General features: G+C 43.3%; 9 protein-coding genes. 3 read left to right on the top strand and 6 right to left on the bottom strand.

Annotated features, from left to right (window positions below; translation table 11 throughout):
• Positions 1–225 precede the first annotated feature (225 nt).
• From ACHUFQ_RS15675 to ACHUFQ_RS15650, 6 genes are all read right to left on the bottom strand, one after another.
• Positions 226–2,310, bottom strand: a complete 2,085-nt coding sequence (locus ACHUFQ_RS15675; RefSeq protein WP_394176793.1) for a TonB-dependent receptor — start codon at positions 2,308–2,310, stop codon at positions 226–228.
• Positions 2,311–2,949: 639 nt separating this feature from the next.
• On the bottom strand, positions 2,950–3,576 hold the full coding sequence (gene ssb, locus ACHUFQ_RS15670; protein ID WP_394176792.1) for a single-stranded DNA-binding protein: 627 nt from the start codon (positions 3,574–3,576) through the stop codon (positions 2,950–2,952).
• Between the two features lie 318 nt (positions 3,577–3,894).
• The gene (locus ACHUFQ_RS15665) at positions 3,895–7,110 is read right to left on the bottom strand and encodes an amidohydrolase family protein (RefSeq protein ID WP_394176791.1); all 3,216 of its coding nucleotides are present in this window, start codon (positions 7,108–7,110) and stop codon (positions 3,895–3,897) included.
• A gap of 211 nt (positions 7,111–7,321) precedes the next feature.
• Positions 7,322–7,939, bottom strand: a complete 618-nt coding sequence (locus tag ACHUFQ_RS15660) for a flavin prenyltransferase UbiX (RefSeq protein WP_394176790.1) — start codon at positions 7,937–7,939, stop codon at positions 7,322–7,324.
• Positions 7,940–7,963: 24 nt separating this feature from the next.
• On the bottom strand, positions 7,964–9,322 hold the full coding sequence (gene mpl / locus ACHUFQ_RS15655; protein WP_394176789.1) for a UDP-N-acetylmuramate:L-alanyl-gamma-D-glutamyl-meso-diaminopimelate ligase: 1,359 nt from the start codon (positions 9,320–9,322) through the stop codon (positions 7,964–7,966).
• A gap of 15 nt (positions 9,323–9,337) precedes the next feature.
• Positions 9,338–11,749: a zinc-dependent metalloprotease gene (locus ACHUFQ_RS15650; RefSeq protein WP_394176788.1), complete on the bottom strand. Its 2,412-nt coding sequence runs from the start codon at positions 11,747–11,749 to the stop codon at positions 9,338–9,340.
• A gap of 211 nt (positions 11,750–11,960) precedes the next feature.
• Between ACHUFQ_RS15650 and ACHUFQ_RS15645 the strand changes: the two genes are divergently transcribed.
• The 3 genes from ACHUFQ_RS15645 (at position 11,961) to ACHUFQ_RS15635 (ending at position 16,536) form a co-directional block, all read left to right on the top strand.
• Positions 11,961–12,935, top strand: a complete 975-nt coding sequence (locus tag ACHUFQ_RS15645; protein WP_394176787.1) for a class 1 fructose-bisphosphatase — start codon at positions 11,961–11,963, stop codon at positions 12,933–12,935.
• A gap of 165 nt (positions 12,936–13,100) precedes the next feature.
• Positions 13,101–15,620, top strand: a complete 2,520-nt coding sequence (locus ACHUFQ_RS15640) for an AAA family ATPase (protein ID WP_394176786.1) — start codon at positions 13,101–13,103, stop codon at positions 15,618–15,620.
• Positions 15,621–15,627: 7 nt separating this feature from the next.
• Positions 15,628–16,536: a mechanosensitive ion channel family protein gene (locus ACHUFQ_RS15635; RefSeq protein WP_394176785.1), complete on the top strand. Its 909-nt coding sequence runs from the start codon at positions 15,628–15,630 to the stop codon at positions 16,534–16,536.
• Positions 16,537–17,936 lie beyond the last annotated feature (1,400 nt).

Here is a 17,936-nt window from a genome sequence, read left to right as displayed (position 1 = left end):
GTTAGTGAGAGGCCCATTTACTGCCCTATATTTCATTAATATAGAATGACTATATCAACGAAATCTATGTTGTAACTAAACCTCTGCCCTAACTCTGAGTTGTGCACAAACTTAATGGGATTGGTATAATTAAACCCGAACATAAAAAAGGCCGATGCAATGCATCGGCCTTTTTATGTGATCACCAATTTGAGAGTTGGCAGTCACTACTATTTTTTCAAAATACTAGAATTGACCAATCACAGTGACCATGGCATTTAATGGGGCACCAACTGTCGCTTGATGGGTAGAGTGTGCATTGGGGAAATACAACTCATCGGTAAGGTTTTCAATATTTACCTGAACTCTAAGATCGTCGCTTACATCATAGTACGCTGATGCATCGACTCGTGTATAACTTGGCAATACTCTGGTATTACCGTTATCAATGAAGCTTTCATCCTGATATACAGCCCCTAAGCCAAAACCAAAGGCATGCGTTAATTGATACATGCTCCAAACTGAGAAAGTGTTTTCTGGCAATTCGCGAGGGGTATTACCATTACTACCATTCTCACCTTCTAAATTGCTGTAGTTTGCAGACAAAGACCAATCGTCGGTTAGTTTTCCTGAAAATTGTAACTCAAAGCCAGAAATTTCCGATTCAATCACATCCAATGTGGATGAATCATTATCCGATACCTGAGGAGATTTTTGCTCGTTTTCAAATATCGCCGCAGTAAAGCTCAAACCTTCAGCAAAGTCCCATTTAACACCAACTTCTTTGGTTTCATATGTATCGGGTGCTAACTGATCATTGTCGCCATTGATATTGGCATACTGCTCACCACTGCGCGGTAAAAACGATTCGCTATAACTGGCGTAAATCGAGATATTTTCCTGAGGCTTATAGACTAAACCGGCGCGAGGTGACACTTCTTCATCAAGACGAGACCGGGTTTCAAGAACATCAGGATCCGCATTGAACACATTAATGTCAAAGCTATCAAAACGAGCGCCGATGACAACATCAAGATGGTCAGATATCGCAATCTCGTCCTGCACATAAACAGAGTAAACATCCAGGGTGACACGGGTATCATCATTTAGATCACTAAACGTGGCCATGACATTTTCACCCGCAGCATTCACGCCGGATAATCCTTTAAAATCCAATGGGCGATTAGCAATAAAAGATTCTTTATCACTCATTGTAGAGTCAAATACAGGATTAATTCGGTCCTGATCAGAATTGGTTTTGATGTATTCTCCACCAAATATAAGCGTATGACCGAAACTACCGGTTTCAAAGTCTGACACTAAGTTGGCTGACAAAATTAAGTTATCGCGAGCAGTAGTATCAACATAACCATCTAAGGTCACGATATTGGTGGATTGATCATACCCAGCCGCATAAAAGTTCGAATACACTTTATCGTATTCACCATAAAAGGCGTTGAAGTTACCTTTTAGGCTATCGGTAAACTCTTGTTCTAAATTGATTCTAAATACATGAGCATCGAGTTGCTGATAGTTATTTTCCGGATCACCGAAAACCACATCTTTAAGGGATTCAACCGGGCGGCCATCATCACCTGTTGGTATACCACGATCGATAAAACGATCATGATTAATGTATTCATAAGAAACGTCGAGCGTTGAATAATCGCTCAACTCTATGCGCGCAGTTGGGTTGAAACCGATACGTTCACCATCAAAGAAATCACGATCATTTTCAAGCTGCTCGTACATGGCGTTGATGCGCACCGCTGACGAATCACCTGTAGAAAAATTGGTATCTATTTCCGCATCATAACCACCGAAGGTATTTAAATAGGCTTTATAGCCGGTGAATTGTTCATCGACCTTTGCTTTCTTAGATACACGATTTAAGATACCGCCAGTACCGCCACGTCCAAATAACAAGGCATTGGCGCCGCGAAGAATTTCTACTTGTTCGATATTATAAAGTGCGCGGTAATATTGGACATCATCTCGATTACCGTCGATATAAAAATCCGCTGTAGAGCGTACGCCACGAAAAACAACGGAATCACGATGACCTTCACCCTGAGAGGTATTTACGCCTGGTGTGTAAGCAATAATATCACCGATGCTGGTAAAGCCTTGCTCAGTGATCTGTTCAGCAGTAATAATCGAAAGACTTTGAGGCACATCAATAATTGGAGTCGGGGATTTAATTGAATTGGACTCATTAATGGAAAGATAACGCCCTTCGACCACAATTTTTTCGATGTCTTTATGGTCATCAGCAGCGACTGAGTGACTTAAAACCAATGCAGCGGCGATACTTGTAAGTTTAAATTTCAATGGATTAGCCTCAAAAAATTACTGTGCAATTATTTTTAATTTTTCAGATACACAAACAGTGAAGGAGATTTCACCGCGGTATCTTAGTATCAGAGTTCAATGGGAGTGAATGTTAATACGAATTATTCTTATTTACCAGTATATATTGAAAATATTTCATGTTTAAGGCATTCGCAGCCAACTTGCCTGATTGAGAGTAATAAGAAAATTCCGGCTTTTCGGGCATATTGACTAACCGGCTTTAGATTCTCGCTAAGTGATACCAATTACATTAAGTTTGTGCACAACTCAGAGTTAGGGCAGAGGTTCAGTTACAACATAGATTTCATTGATATAGTCAATCTATATTATTGAAATATAGGGTCGTAAATGGGCCTTAAGATAAACTCCCTACGGGTGAGTATTAAAGGCGTTTATCCTACGTTACTGATTTTGACAATGGAACGACCATTCTCTGCAATCAAAGCCTTGCCTAAAAGCCTTTAAATTCTCACTGAGTGAGCAATAATTTAATGTGATTGGTATGAGCAATAATTTAATGTGATTGGTATAAATAAAAAAACCCAGCTTTTACACTGGGTTTGGATGATATCTTTGATTAAAAGTGGTTTATATTTACACTTTTAAAATATACGTTTCCTAGAATGGAATATCGTCGTCAAAATCCATTACAGGCTCTTGAGGATTTACCTTTGGAGCCGCTTGTTGATTATTCTGCTGAAAGCCGCCTTGTTGGTTTTGCTGATAACCGCCACTTTGAGCTGGCTTTGGCGCTGCTTGCGCTGGTTGCTGATTAAAACCACCCTGATTGGCCTGATAACCGCCCTGTTGCATCGCAGGTTGTGGTGCTGATTGTGGTGCAGCCTGTTGATTAAAACCGCCCTGCCCTTGATTCTGAGAGAATCCACCAGCATTCTGACCTGCGCCACGAGAATCTAGCATTTGCATTTCGTTCGCACGGATTTCCGTAGTGTACTGATCCTGACCTTGCTGATTCTGCCATTTACGCGTTTGTAAACGACCTTCAACATAGACTTTTGAACCTTTTTTCAGGTACTCACCGGCAATTTCTGCAAGACGGTTGTTAAATACAACGCGATGCCATTCGGTGATTTCTTTTTGCTCACCCGTTTGCTTATCTTTCCAACTTTCAGAGGTAGCGATAGTTACGTTACAAATTGCACCGCCACTTGGAAAAAAACGAACTTCAGGGTCTTGCCCTAAATTACCTACAATAATTACTTTATTTACACCACGACTGGCCATGAAAAAATCCTGTAATCTGATACCAAATCCGATTAAGACTGGGTATTACTTTATAAACCTATGATAATAACTCGCCGTTAAGGAGTGTGCACGAGCTACGTTCGCTGTGTTCTCGATACTGAATAATCATCAAGAAGAAAGTCAGTTTATCACTCGATGGGGAGATTCTAAAGAAAAAATCTTCGCCATTTAATCGCTATTTTTATGTCCTTATTTCCTATCGGATTTTCAATGCTGCATCGCCCAGCAGCAAGCCGTTGTTGTGGCGACAAAAAAGCCACGCAAGCGTGGCTTTTTACCTGGGTATTGGTTTATTAATTAATTTTCAAAGTAGAAAGGTTGGCGTTGTTTATCATAATTGCCAATCTCATTCATGGTGTTCGCATCGTATAAACGCCCATTGATCATCACCTGCTCAATGTTGTCTGATAGGCGGATATCCTGAGTCACATCACCATCGACGACGATAATATCCGCAAGCTTACCTTCTTTAAGAGAGCCAAGCTGCTTATCCAGACCAAGATGCTTTGCCGGATCGATCGTTGCGGTACGAATGGCTTCAACTGGGGTCATGCCGCCCTGCGCCATCATCCACATCTCCCAATGGGCGCCCAAGCCTTCCCGTTGTCCATGGGCACCAATACCTACTAACACACCCATATCCTGCATTTCCTTCGCAACTTCAGCGACGCGGATATGATTGTAATGATGCTCTGGAGCCGTGGTTCGACGCATAGAGCGTGGCGCCAGTACATCCATAGGTACATATTTACTTAATAGTGGGTGCTTCCAAACTTCGGTTTTATCATACCAGTAGTGTTCACCAGAAATACCACCGTACGCAACCACAAGCGTTGGAACATAAGCCGTATCTGATGCCTTCCAGAACTGGCGAATATCGTTATAGATTCTCGCAGTCGAAATTGAATGCTCTAACGAGGTGTGGCCATCGGCAACCATGCTCAGGTTATGCTGCAATAGAGAGCCACCTTCAGGGACAACCATGACCCCCAGTTCACGACCCGCCTGGATAATTTGCTGACGCTGATTACGACGCGGTTGGTTGTATGATTTCACACTAAAAGCGCCAACAGACTTCAGGCGTTCAACCTGAAAGCGGGCATCGTCAAGGCTATCCACATGAGAGGTATACCCCGCTGCTGAGGCACCATATAAAATGCTACCGGTTGAGAAAATACGAGGCGCGACGATCTGCCCCGTTTTTTGCAGTTCACTTGCCGCAAAAATTTCCGTCGTGTCATTAGACGGATCGTGAATCGTGGTCACGCCTAATGCCAGGGTTGCATAGTTTTTCCAGTTTTGTTGCGGAATAATTTCATTGCTGCCTTGCGGGCCATGAGCGTGAGCATCAACCAGGCCTGGCATTACCGTTTTGCCGGAGGCGTCGATAATCTTAGCCGATTTAGGAATTTCGACCTCATCTTTACGGCCAACCGCTGTAATATGATTTCCTTCGACCAGAACCACACCGTCGGTGATCACTTCATCACCTTCCATAGTCACAACTTTGCCACCAACGAAGGCAACAATACCTGTTGGTACATCGGCCTTTTTGTCAAAGCCAATACTGGTTACTTTCGGCTCTTTAGCTTCCGCTTTATCCTGACCAATATCAAACATTCCTGCTAGAGAGGCCTGGTACAGATCTGGTCCAAGGCTCCAGTAAATTTCATCACTATTGCCATTAAAGCTAATGTTTTCGCCGGCTCTGGCGGACAGTTTGTGAACCGGGATATTGTTCGCAGAAGGGCCAACATTTATCACGTCGCCACGTTCAACTAAAGGCGTTACGAACACCTTGAAGCGCTCTGCAAATGCCAGATACTGACCATCAGGCGAAACCCGATATTCAGTGGCGTACTTACCGGAATACAAGGTTTTTTCGTTTTTCCCGTCCAAATCGATACGGGCCAACTCAGGCGTTTCACCGTAGCGTTGCAGATAAATGCGATCATTGCGATCAGCAAATTGTGGTTGACTGCCATTGTCAGTTACCAATGTTGTCTCACCACCTTTGGCGGAAACCTTATAAATACCTGGCTCTAAGCTATGTACGGCAGGGGTGATATATCCACCTTTGGCTTTTCGGTAAACCACAGTTTTACCGTCTGGAGAAAATACCGGCTCAATATATTTCCCAGGTTCGTCTAACAGATTTTTGCCACGTCCACTGCGCGCAGAAACAACGCGAATGTTACCTTGCTGTTGATCATGCCAGGTGGCAAAAACGATTTGCTTACCATCACGGGAAAAGCTTGGGTTCAATTCAAAATGCGTCGTTTGTTTGGTCAATCGTTTCGCCTTTCCATCAGGCAAAGACCGGACATAGACATGCCCTAACGCTTCAAACACGACTTTACTGCCATCAGGTGAAATCTCGACGTCGCGCAGCATTTTCACGTCGATATTGTCGACATCAATGTTTTGTTCAAATCGGACCGTTTCCTGCATTTGCTTTTCAGTTTTTACATGAAAATCGATAACGCTGGCTTGTTTACTATCCACATCAAGCTTGTTGATTTTACCGCCGGCCCAAAAAATGATTTCTTCATTATCTGGTGTCCAGGCCATCGTTGGATAAACGCCATGAATTGCCCAGGTTTCCTGCATATCACGATCAAGCTTGTCGTAAACAGCGGTTTTCTCGCCGGTTTCCAAATCGTAAATAAACAAGGTACTTTGGAAGTCTACCCGACTAATGTAGGCCAGCTTTTTTCCATCAGGTGATGGCGTTGGACGAATCGCCCCACCCCTACCCGATAAAATCACTTCAATTTCTCCGGTCTCACGGTCCAGACGTTTGATCTTGTAAATCCCTTTCTCACTATCTTTGGAGTAATGGAATGTTTTACCTGGTGTCGCATCCTGAGAAAAATACACGTATCGTCCATCAGGAGAAAAAGCCGGCTCGCCAAGGTCTTTTTGCTGGTTTGGACGCTTGGTCAGCATCATGCCACTGCCACCCGTTTTGTGGTACATCCAAACTTCACCAGCTCCTAATGAGCGAGAACCGGTAAAGTGTTTCCGACCTAACAAATAATTGCCATCTGGGCTCCAGGCAGGAGAGTTAATTAAACGGAAGGTTTCATTGGTAACAGCCACAGGATTTGAGCCATCAGCTTCCATTACCCAAAGATTGTCACCACCGCCTTGATCGGAGGTAAAGGCAATGTATTTACCATCTGGAGAAAACCTCGGTTGCATTTGCCAGGCAATGTCAGTCATCAAAGCTTTTGCTTTACCGCCGCTTACTGGCATGGTGTAGATGTCACCCAGCAAGTCAAACACGACCGTTTTTCCATCTGGACTGATATCGACATTCATCCAGGTACCTTCGGTAACATCGATGGCAACGGTTTTAAATTCACCCATAGGCTCATTTACCGACCACTCACTTTTCGCTTTTTCAGATGTATCATCGCTGGATTCAGTTGAGAATGCATTGCTTTGTGCGGCAAACAAAAGAGAAAGACTCGCCGCAATCAGCGACGGCTTTAAACTTCGATATGACATAACGCCTACCTTGTTGTTTTAATGAAAGGAATATTTCGTTATGGCAATAAACCATAAAGCGTATTGGGAGTAAAGGCAGGTTACCGATTTACGTCAGGATTTGAGACGGATTTAAAATAATTATCGACAGGATGCATATCAAGTATCAGAACGTTCGTGATTATTGCTAATTAACCGAATAATCACTCACTAATATTGGTACATTGGATACTTAGTTTGTATATCCCCATCGCGGCATAATATGCTGCTCGATGTCTAAATGATCCAACATTCGGCCAACCATGAAATCAATGAGATCTTCGATAGATTTAGGGTTGTGATAAAAGCCGGGCGCTGCCGGCATAATGGTCACTCCCATCTGCGACAGGCTATGCATATTGGCAAGATGTATGGTTGAGAACGGCGTTTCGCGTGGCACTAAAATTAATTGGCCTCGTTCTTTGATGACGACATCGGCGGCACGTTCTATCAAATTATCACTCATCCCCTGACTAATCGCGGCAAGCGTACCTGTACTGCAAGGACACACCACCATTTGTTTTGGGGCTGCAGAACCTGAAGCGACCGGTGAAAACCATTGTTCTTTGCCAAACACCTGAATCTGTTCATCTTTACAGGAAAAATGTTTGATCAGAAATGCACTTGCCTTTTCCGGATTGCCTGGAATTTTAACCCCAATTTCAGTATCAAAAACCACTCTTGCCGCAGAAGAAATTAATACGTAAACCTGATAGTCGGCATGCAACAAACACTCCAGCAGGCGCATGGCGTAAGCGCTGCCTGAAGCTCCGGTAATCGCCAATGTGATCTTGCCTTTAAACTCAGCCAAGATTTTTTCCTTATCCATATTGAGTTAGTTGGTTAGCTTACTTAACAGCTTAGTATGAAAGCCCGAAAAGCCGCCATTGCTCATAATTACGATATGATCGCCGGGATGAGCATAATTCGACACAGCTTCCAATAATTGTGTGATGTTTTCGTGAGCACTGGCAGGGCTTTCAATCTGTTCACACACATCCGCTACTGACCATTCGAATGAAGGATCATGATAAATAAACACACGATCAGCGTCATTAAACGCCTGAGCTAACGTGTCCTTATGAACGCCGGATTTCATGGTATTCGATCTTGGTTCGAGTACGGCAATAAGACGCTTTTCACCAATATGACTGCGCATTGCACTTAAGGTTTTGGTGATCGCGGTTGGATGATGCGCGAAATCATCATATACATATACGCCATTTGGGCAACCGAGCAGCTCCTGACGTCTTTTGGTATTCACAAAATCAGCGAGCGCTTCACAGGAAACTGACACTGGCACCCCTGCGTGCCGGGCTGCACCTATTGCCATCAAAGCATTATCAATATTGAAGTCACCGAGCAAATTCCAGTGTACTTCGCCCTGTTTTTCACCGTTAAAAACCACCTCAAACGCACTGCCATCGACACGAATTTTGTGCGCTTGCCACCCTTTAGAACTGCGACTGAACTCCGTTGGAGTCCACAACCCCTGTGCCAGAGTTTCATCGATGTAGATTTCATTTTCTGGCGCTAACAACAAACCATTGCCGGGAACCATGCGCACCAAATGGTGAAACTGGCGCTGAATATCTTTAATGGAATCAAAGATATCGGCATGATCAAATTCAAGGTTATTAATGACTAACGTCCGTGGACGGTAATGGACAAATTTAGAGCGCTTATCAAAGAAAGCCGTATCGTATTCGTCTGCTTCGATGACAAAAAACGGAGCGTCGCCCAGACGCGCCGATTCCGTAAAGTTTTGCGGAACACCACCAATTAAAAATCCGGGCGCTAATTTCGCATACTCAAGGATCCAGGCAAGCATACTGCTAGTCGTGGTTTTACCGTGGGTTCCGGATACTGCCAGGACCCAGCGCTGCTGCAACACATTATCCTGCAACCACTGCGGCCCGGATGTATAAGGTATATTGCGTTCCAGCACATATTCAACCATGGGGTTACCACGGGACATAGCGTTGCCAACAATCACCAAGTCAGGTTCATCAGCTAAATGCTCAGGCAGGTAACCGGACTTAAGCTCTATCCCTAACGACTCGAGCTGAGTGCTCATCGGTGGGTACACATTGGCATCTGAACCAGAAACCCGATACCCCAATTCTTTGGCAATCGCTGCGATACCTCCCATAAAGGTACCGCACACTCCCAATATATGAATATGCTTACTCATTAACGTGACAGCCTGTTAATTGTTTCCTATCGGTGAACCTGGAGGTAACTTAACGTTTGCCTCAGGCATTATCACCTTTCCTTGCTGCAGACTATACGCGATCTGCCCTGCAAGCAAGTGATACTGGCTCGCCAGTTTATTATTGCCGACTCGGTTGGCGTTAATCGTTAACCATTCTTGTAAATCCGACAAATGTTGGTATACATCTGCGCGAACTTCGCCAACGAGCTCCGGGTTGTGATACAGACTTAGTAAATTATCCAGGGTTTGTTGGTTAACACGTTGCTGGACCACTAATTCCATGCCTGATGCAGGCCCGGACTTAATGGTTTTGGTCGTGAGTTGATTTAGCAAATCGACAACCCCTGGAATCGCATTATTGCGGGCATGATGTTGTTGCAAACGGGCCAGGCGCTGGGGCTCTAACATCAAGCTAATGGTATGTTTTGCACTAGCTTGTGCCGCTGATACGGGATCGAATGCAAGGCCCGTTTTACTGGGGAAACTTTCTCGATCTCGATAATACCCATAGGCTTTCGGTGGGATCAAAGCCAGAATTGATTCAGGCAAAGTCAGGAACTTGCTATCCAGTGTCAAGAGCAGAGCGTGTATTGCCTGCTGCTGTTTGTTCGGCGCAACCAGTTTAACCGGTGAATTGTCTTCACCTTTAATCGCGTATTGATAGTCTAACCCGGCAATCAGTTTTACGGCGGCTTCGACTTGATAGCGATGAAAGTTATAGATTGGAACCAGGGTATTCTCTAGTTCTGAAAATGGGATGCCGGCAGGGATCGTATCGGCACCGAAGTTTTCCAGAGCTTTACTGCGAATTTTATTGACTCTGGCTAACTCTTCAACAGGATCGGCTCCATTGTCCCAAAGATGACCGTGTGCATCTGCACCAGAGCGCGGGCGCGCATCGGGATCAGACATGTATTTCAGGCCTTTTTCTTTAGCCGACCGAATGACTTTAGCAAGGGATTCCGTTTCATTTTGATAAATACCATAGGCATAAGCGATAACATGCTTATCCCAGGCTCCAAGACCTACATCGTAAGCTTGAGATAAATCAATGTTGCCGTTCTCATCAAGCTTGACGTAAGGATGTGGATAATCCATTACCGATGCGCGATTATTGACACTGGCGGAAAAGTTGTGAGCAACGCCCAACGTATGGCCCACTTCATGAGCTGATAGTTGACGAATTCGCGCCAACGCCATGTTTTTCATCGCCGTTGTATCGACTTTTTGTTTACCCGTAAATGGTGATGTCAGTCCCAGAGCAATCAGATAGTCCTGTCGGACACGCAAAGAGCCTAACGTAACATGACCTTTAAGTATTTCACCTGTGCGAGGGTCGATAACAGACGCGCCATAAGACCAGCCCCTGGTTGCACGGTGGACCCATTGGATGACGTTGTAACGGACATCCATTGGATCCGCATCTTCTGGTAACATTTTCACCTGGAAAGCATCAATAAAACCTAATTCCTCATAGGCTTCATTCCACCACAATGCGCCATCGATTAGCGCGCTTTTTACCGGCTCTGGTACACCTGGATCTAAATAGTAAACGATCGGTTCAACGGCTTCACTGCGCTGCGCTGTAGGATTTTTTTTCTGCAAACGATGACGAGGAATGATGCGCTTGACTAGGTTATCTTCAATCGCACTGGCGTAATCGGCGTATTCAACCGACCACATCCCTGAAAAAGGGTGGAATGTTCGGGTTTGATATTGGTTATCCGGCAAGCGAATCATGGAATGATGCAAGTTAACGGATACCGCATTGGCATCTGGGGTAACCGACTTTAAATAGGCTCCCGTACCCTGACCTTTGAAGGTGATAATCGCTTCAAGTTCGGTGTTATCAACAAAGGCTTTAGTTCGTTCCTGATACACAGCGCTACGACTTTTATCAATTGCAAAACTTCCCTGCTCCCGTTGTTTTAACGTATTTGCCAAATTATGGATATCTGACATTAAAAAATCCGTGTAATCGATAATGACTCGATTCTTATCAGATTCAACAATACTAAAACCCTGGATAATCGAACTGGCAAACGCTTCATTGACCGCCTGGCGTTCCATCGCATTGTCGCTATCAGCCCTGTAGTAGGTATTGATCTGACGCAGCAATACTTTATTGCCACGTTTTTCAAATTGTACCAACCGGGTGTCCCCTAACTGGCCGCGATCTAAGCCGATATCATTAGAACCAATACCATGAGGAAGGCTACTCTGAAATAAGAATGGCTCGTCAAAGTCCTCAATTTGCAAATAAACGTTGCCTGAGTTTTCGTCGAGATAAAACGGAATAAACCCATCAAAGAACTGCTTATTTTTCGCAAATTCTGGGATTGATTGAGCATTCACTTGCAAGCTAAATGCAAGCACAAGAAATATAAGGAATTTATAGATGCGCATTGTCGACCTTTAGAATTATTTTTTCAGCTCCAATATAACCTAAATCCTGACATACAGCGAACATAAAACGCCTCGGTATTGATATCGATATATAGATACATCTATCTATTTTTAATGGCATAAATAAGTGCAATAACGAATAGTGATTTTCCGCGAACTTTTGTACAATAAATACTCTCGAAAAATAACATCATAAAAACCAGGCTAAATTATGCAACGTCTCGCTCCTGCTCTACGTGAAGATAACGTTCCTCTTGATCTGATCTCTTTAATCAAAACCATTCTTGCCGCAACCAAAGAAATCTCATTTCGTGTTGGTCAGGGTCATTTAAGTGAAGTCATGGGCTCTACTTTGGATGAAAATATTCAAGGTGAAGTGCAAAAACAATTGGACGTTGTAGCAAACCAATTACTTAAAGATATTTTGCTGGAATCCGGTTTTGTAAAAGCCATTTCCTCAGAAGAAGAAGATACTTCGGTTGCAGGACAGGATAAAGGTAAATATATCGTTTCCTTTGATCCTCTCGATGGCAGTTCGAATATTGAAATCAACTCTCTGATTGGCACCATTTTCTCGATTATGGAAGCTCCGGAAGGTATGGATGCAAGTGACCCAGATATGTTTAAACAACCTGGGCATAAACAAGTGTGTGCCGGTTACGTTTTATATGGTCCGAGCACTACGCTGGCAATGACCACAGGCAGCGGTACCCATTTTTATACTCTGGATAAAACCCACGGCAGCTACATGCTAACGGAACGCAATATCCAGGTGCCTCAGCAGACGTCAGAATTTGCTATCAATATGTCCAATCAACGTTTCTGGCAAGCGCCAATGGCAAACTATATTGATGACTTATTGTTAGGTAAGGAAGGGCCTCGCGGTCGCAACTTTAATATGCGCTGGAATGGCGCCATGGTTGGTGATGTGCATCGCATTCTGACCCGAGGCGGTATCTTTAGCTATCCAACAGACAACAAAGATCCGGCCAAACCTGCGAAATTACGCCTAATGTATGAAGCTAATCCGATGAGCTTCCTTGTTGAGCAAGCGGGCGGACTCAGTGTCACCAATGAGGAGCGTATTATGGACATCGAACCAGATGATATTCATCAGCGTGTTGAAGTCATTCTTGGCTCTAAGCAAGAAGTTGAACAATGCTTAAGTTATTATTCCGTTAAATAATCTCATTTTAGAACCTACAAAAACCGGCTGTCGCCGGTTTTTTTTCGCCTAGTATTCTTTTTGTTTCTCGCAAAAACGTCAGCCTGAACCATACTAATAGATTGTCAATTCATCACTGCATAAGACTTTTTACTTTAATGATGTCAACTGGTTAAGGTTTTTGACATGCAAGGTCAATCACACAATAAAACGATATTTATTGCCATTAGCATGGCGTTATTGGTAATCACTTTTCTATCTCCTTGTGTCAGTGCTGCTCCGCCTGAACCTTCTCCTGTGCATCAGGCTTTCTCGGTCGTGGAAGAAAACCCGCAAAAGAATCAGGAAGAGAGTCCGCAAGAGGTTATTGCGTCCGAGGAAGACAAATTAAAAAAGCCTGACAGCATATTGCCTGAACCTGATGGTGCAGCTAATGCCGAGGACAAACCAGAAGGCCAATTAGAGCTATTTGAAGCGGAATTTGCTGAGCTAAAAAATAAAGTCGATAACTTAACCCGAAGTCCCAATGATTATAAAGAATTTTACTTTAGATTAAGGCCCGTTATCGAGGAAAAAGTCGCAATATTTGAAAAAGATTTACTCTCCGATAAAACAGATTTAAGCCTTTTTGCGCAGATTAATAACGATGAGTATTTTCAACATTTATTTGAACAAGCGATCGAAGTAAAAAACCTATTTTATTTGCGTGAAAAAATATTCAACGAAGCCCCCCCTGAATTTGTCGCAATTCATACAAGTACCAGACTCGATGGCATTAAAGAGGCCAAGCTAGAAGCCAGTTATATCAAACTCGAACTATTGGTTATCGCCAAAGCGACTTACGACCGGTTTATGGAGATCCCAAAACGATTTCATCTTGCGCCACTAGACTTGATCGTTACGCTGTTAAAGCTATTCATGGCTATTTTCATCTTTTATATCTGGCGTTCATGGGCAAAGGATGGTTTTCCAAACTGGCGAAAACGTATCTTAGAGCAACGCCCGGCTACTAGTATTAAGCGTAAATATGCCCGTTTTATTTGGTATCTGGACAAAACACGAAGCCCAATAGAGTGGTTGGTATTTATCAACATTCTTTTAGCGTCTCTGGATGTATTGCAAATCCCCATATCTAAAGCCACCATATCGACCATCGCCTTCTGGGCTTGCATTACCATATTCATATTCAAGCTCTTAGAAAAAATGGTCGAAAGAGGTAAGCGAGGGTTATTAAAAGGCATAAGCAAAGCCCAATCCCGTTCTATTAAATTATTAATTTGGTGGTTTGGCCTATTTATGATGATGGACTCTTTGTTGAGTCTTTATATCGGGGAAGTGACAATTTTTGCCTGGCTTTCTAGGCTGTTTCTAGTGCTCTTTATTCCGGTGTATCTATATTTGATTAGCACGTGGAAACAAGATGCTTTTCAGGTCGTAGGACAAGAAAGGGACGCACCTGACTGGATAAAACGCATTCATGGCAATCAAACTGGTTTAAAGGGGTTTGTTAGCGCAAATATTTGTGTGCTCTATTCCATCTATATGGGCACCGTACACATGTTTTTGCAAATAATTTATAAGGCCGAAACAGGAAGACGATTTACCACAGAAATATATCGGAAAAAATTCATCAGTGATAATCAGGAAGGAATTGATAAACAAAGTCATTTACCGGATATAGAAACGTCATTAAAGGACAAGTTGATATCCGGTGATGGCTATGAAATAGAAAGTGTTCATGCTGCCCATATTAAACTGGTACAAAAGATGATGGATACCGGTGACTTGAGTCATGTCTCGGTCGTCGGGGAACGAGGAATAGGTAAAACATTTTTCCTTAATTCCTTAAGTAAAATTACACCCAATCATTTGCGACTTAACTGCAAACCAAGCTTTAAAAATCTACTTTGCGAGCTTGCTCAGCAACTTAATGTTCCCATTAATCAATCCATGATGGAGCAGATTAGAAACGCCATAATAGAGAACGATGTTCGCCTTATTCTGATTGATAACTGCCATTTGTTGCTCTCTCCAAGAGCAAACGGACAAAAGCAAATCCGCAGGCTATGTTCATGGGTCAATAACCTATCTGGACAGTGTTTATGTGTACTTACCTTCAACAGTAGTTCCTGGCCGCTCGTCAAAGCATTAGGTTTAGAGCCCGAGCACAATACAACGTCCATTAAGCTTGGTCCATGGAGCCAAAATGAAATTGAATCATTGCTCGATCAAAGAACCAGGCTCAACCAAATAGATCCCGATTTTTCACAGTTAATCATTCCTCGCCAACTCGCAGACAATGAAGATGAAGAGCCAGAAAATCAGAAAAAGAGTGGTGTATACCGAGTTATATGGGGTTATGCCGATGGCAACCCGGCCATTAGTTGTCGGTTATTATCAGATTCTTTAGCCCAGGATAAAGATAAGGTTATCGTTAGATTACCTGATTATCCCGATACAACGTTAATGGAGGGCTACGAAATCACTACCCTATTGTTATTGCGGGTTATTTGTCAGTTTGGGGCGATATCTTTAAAAGAAATTAAAGGCAACCTTGGTTATCGTAACTTTGCCGTTAGAAGTGCCCTAGCCCGTTGCCAGGCAAATGGTATGATTGATTTTCATGATAATAAGTATTCAATAAGCTGGCTTTGGTATCGTTCGGTATCGCGATATCTGTCACGTCAAAATTTATTAATCCGGTAGAAGTCCTATGCAAAACCTTATTAAATTATTCAGCACGTTATTGATTTTATTATTTGTTAATCCTGCATATAGTGAAGAAGCCTCACAAGAACTGCAGGTCATAACGACCCTGGCTGATGTAATCAGACCCGCTGGCCTTTTCTTTTCATTGATTCTGATTATCGTTGTTTGGATTTTACTCAATGTGATCAAAAAAATCGTATTTGAGTTAACGGATGTTTTTGCGGAACGGCGCTTACTATTTCAGAAAATTCTGTTATTCGTACAGTTCATTATTTACTTTGCAACTTTCGCAACCGTCATATTACTAAGCTTTGATATTAGCAAAGAGCTACTGGCAATTATGGGTGGTACACTCGCCGTAGCCATCGGTTTTGCTATGAAAGATCTGGCAGCCTCGATTGTTGCAGGGATTACCATCATGTTTGACCGACCCTTTCAGGTTGGTGACCGGGTAAGGTTTGGCGGAGAATATGGTGATGTTATCAATATAGGCTTGCGCTCCGTAAAACTTCAAACTTTAAACGACGATGTCGTAACCATACCCAATAATGTGTTCTTAAGTGATATCACAGCATCTGGTAATTATGGCGAATTAGACATGCAAATTCAGATAGAGTTTTTTGTCGACCCCTATCAGGATCTTGTGCTCGCGGAGAAAATCATTAGGGAAAATGCAGCGTTAAGCAAATTTGTTTATCTAAACAAGCCAATAGTGGTTAATATCTCACAAGTTTTAAATCATAATTTTGTTGTATATCAGTTAGTTTTAAAACTCTACGTACTCGATACTCGCTATGAAAAAAACCTGCAAACCGATATAACTTTGAGGGTAAAAGAGCAATTTGAATTGCATGGCATTAAACTGCCGAGTATTGAGCTTAGCGGAGATCCACGCGAGTCGGCGGTGTTATAGATACAGTAACCATTCTGACAAATGATTCGAGGGTGTAGTCTGCGCGGGTGGATAAAACCTTAGTTCCGACAGGTTGTTAGGTGACAACTGCGTAGGTGGATAAAACCTTAGTCTCGGCAGGTTTTTAGGTGACAACTGCGTAGGTGGATAAAACCTTAGTTCCGACAAGTTGTTAGGTGACAACTTCGTAGGTGGATAAAACCTTAGTTCCAGCAGGTTTTTCGTCATCCTCACATCCAACTCATCATGCCCTTGTCCTTCATCTACACACTCAACTCCGTCGTCCCCACGAAAGTGGGGATCTGCTTTTGCGTTAGATTCCCAGTAGTGTCTGGGAATGACGGCAAGGATAGTCACCCTAGGAGAACTTTAGTTCGATTTGTCACCTGACGCAGGCTTGTTTGCTGCTGCTGTCATCCTAACACAGCGTTTTTAGCTGTGTTTGTCACCTTTAGAGCTTTAGCTTGCACTTTATTCCGTCATCCTCACAGCCAACTCATCATACCCATGTCCGTCATCCTCACGAAAGTGGGGATCCGCTTTTTCTTTAGATTCCCAGTAGTGTCTGGGAATGACGGTGTTGGTTAATTGTTTGCTGCGCGGAGGGAGTAAAACGCGTTGTTAACTGCGTTTTAGGGTGGAGTCGAATCAAAAACGATTCGAAGGCGGAGGCTTCGCGGGTGGACAAAACCTTAGTTCCGACAGGTTTTTAGGTGACAACTTCGTAGGTGGATAAAACCTTAGTTCCAGCAGGTTTTTCGTCATCCTCACATCCAACTCATCATGCCCTTGTCCTTCATCTACACACTCAACTCCGTCGTCCCCACGAAAGTGGGGATCTGCTTTTGCGTTAGATTCCCAGTAGTGTCTGGGAATGACGGCAAGGATAGTCACCCTAGGAGAACTTTAGTTCGATTTGTCACCTGACGCAGGCTTGTTTGCTGCTGCTGTCATCCTAACACAGCGTTTTTAGCTGTGTTTGTCACCTTTAGAGCTTTAGCTTGCACTTTATTCCGTCATCCTCACAGCCAACTCATCATACCCATGTCCGTCATCCTCACGAAAGTGGGGATCCGCTTTTTCTTTAGATTCCCAGTAGTGTCTGGGAATGACGGTGTTGGTTAATGATTTGCTGTGCGAAGGAAGTAAAACGCGTTGTTAACTGCGTTTTAGGGTGGAGTCGAATCAAAAACGATTCGAGGATGGAGTCGAATCAAAAACGATTCGAAGGCGGAGGCTTCGCGGGTGGACAAAACCTTAGTTCCGACAGGTTTTTGGGTGACAACTGCGTCATCCTCACGAAAGTGGGGATCTGCTTTTACGTTAGATTCCCAGTAGTGTCTGGGAATGACGGTGTTGGTTAATTGTTTGCTGCGCGGAGGGAGTAAAACGCGTTGTTA

The sequence above is a fragment of the Thalassotalea litorea genome (assembly GCF_043642205.1).
In the GTDB taxonomy this organism is placed as follows: Bacteria; Pseudomonadota; Gammaproteobacteria; order Enterobacterales; family Alteromonadaceae; genus Thalassotalea_A; species Thalassotalea_A litorea.
The sequence above is the reverse complement of the archived record's forward strand: the minus strand, read 5'-3'. Positions and strand labels throughout refer to the sequence as shown.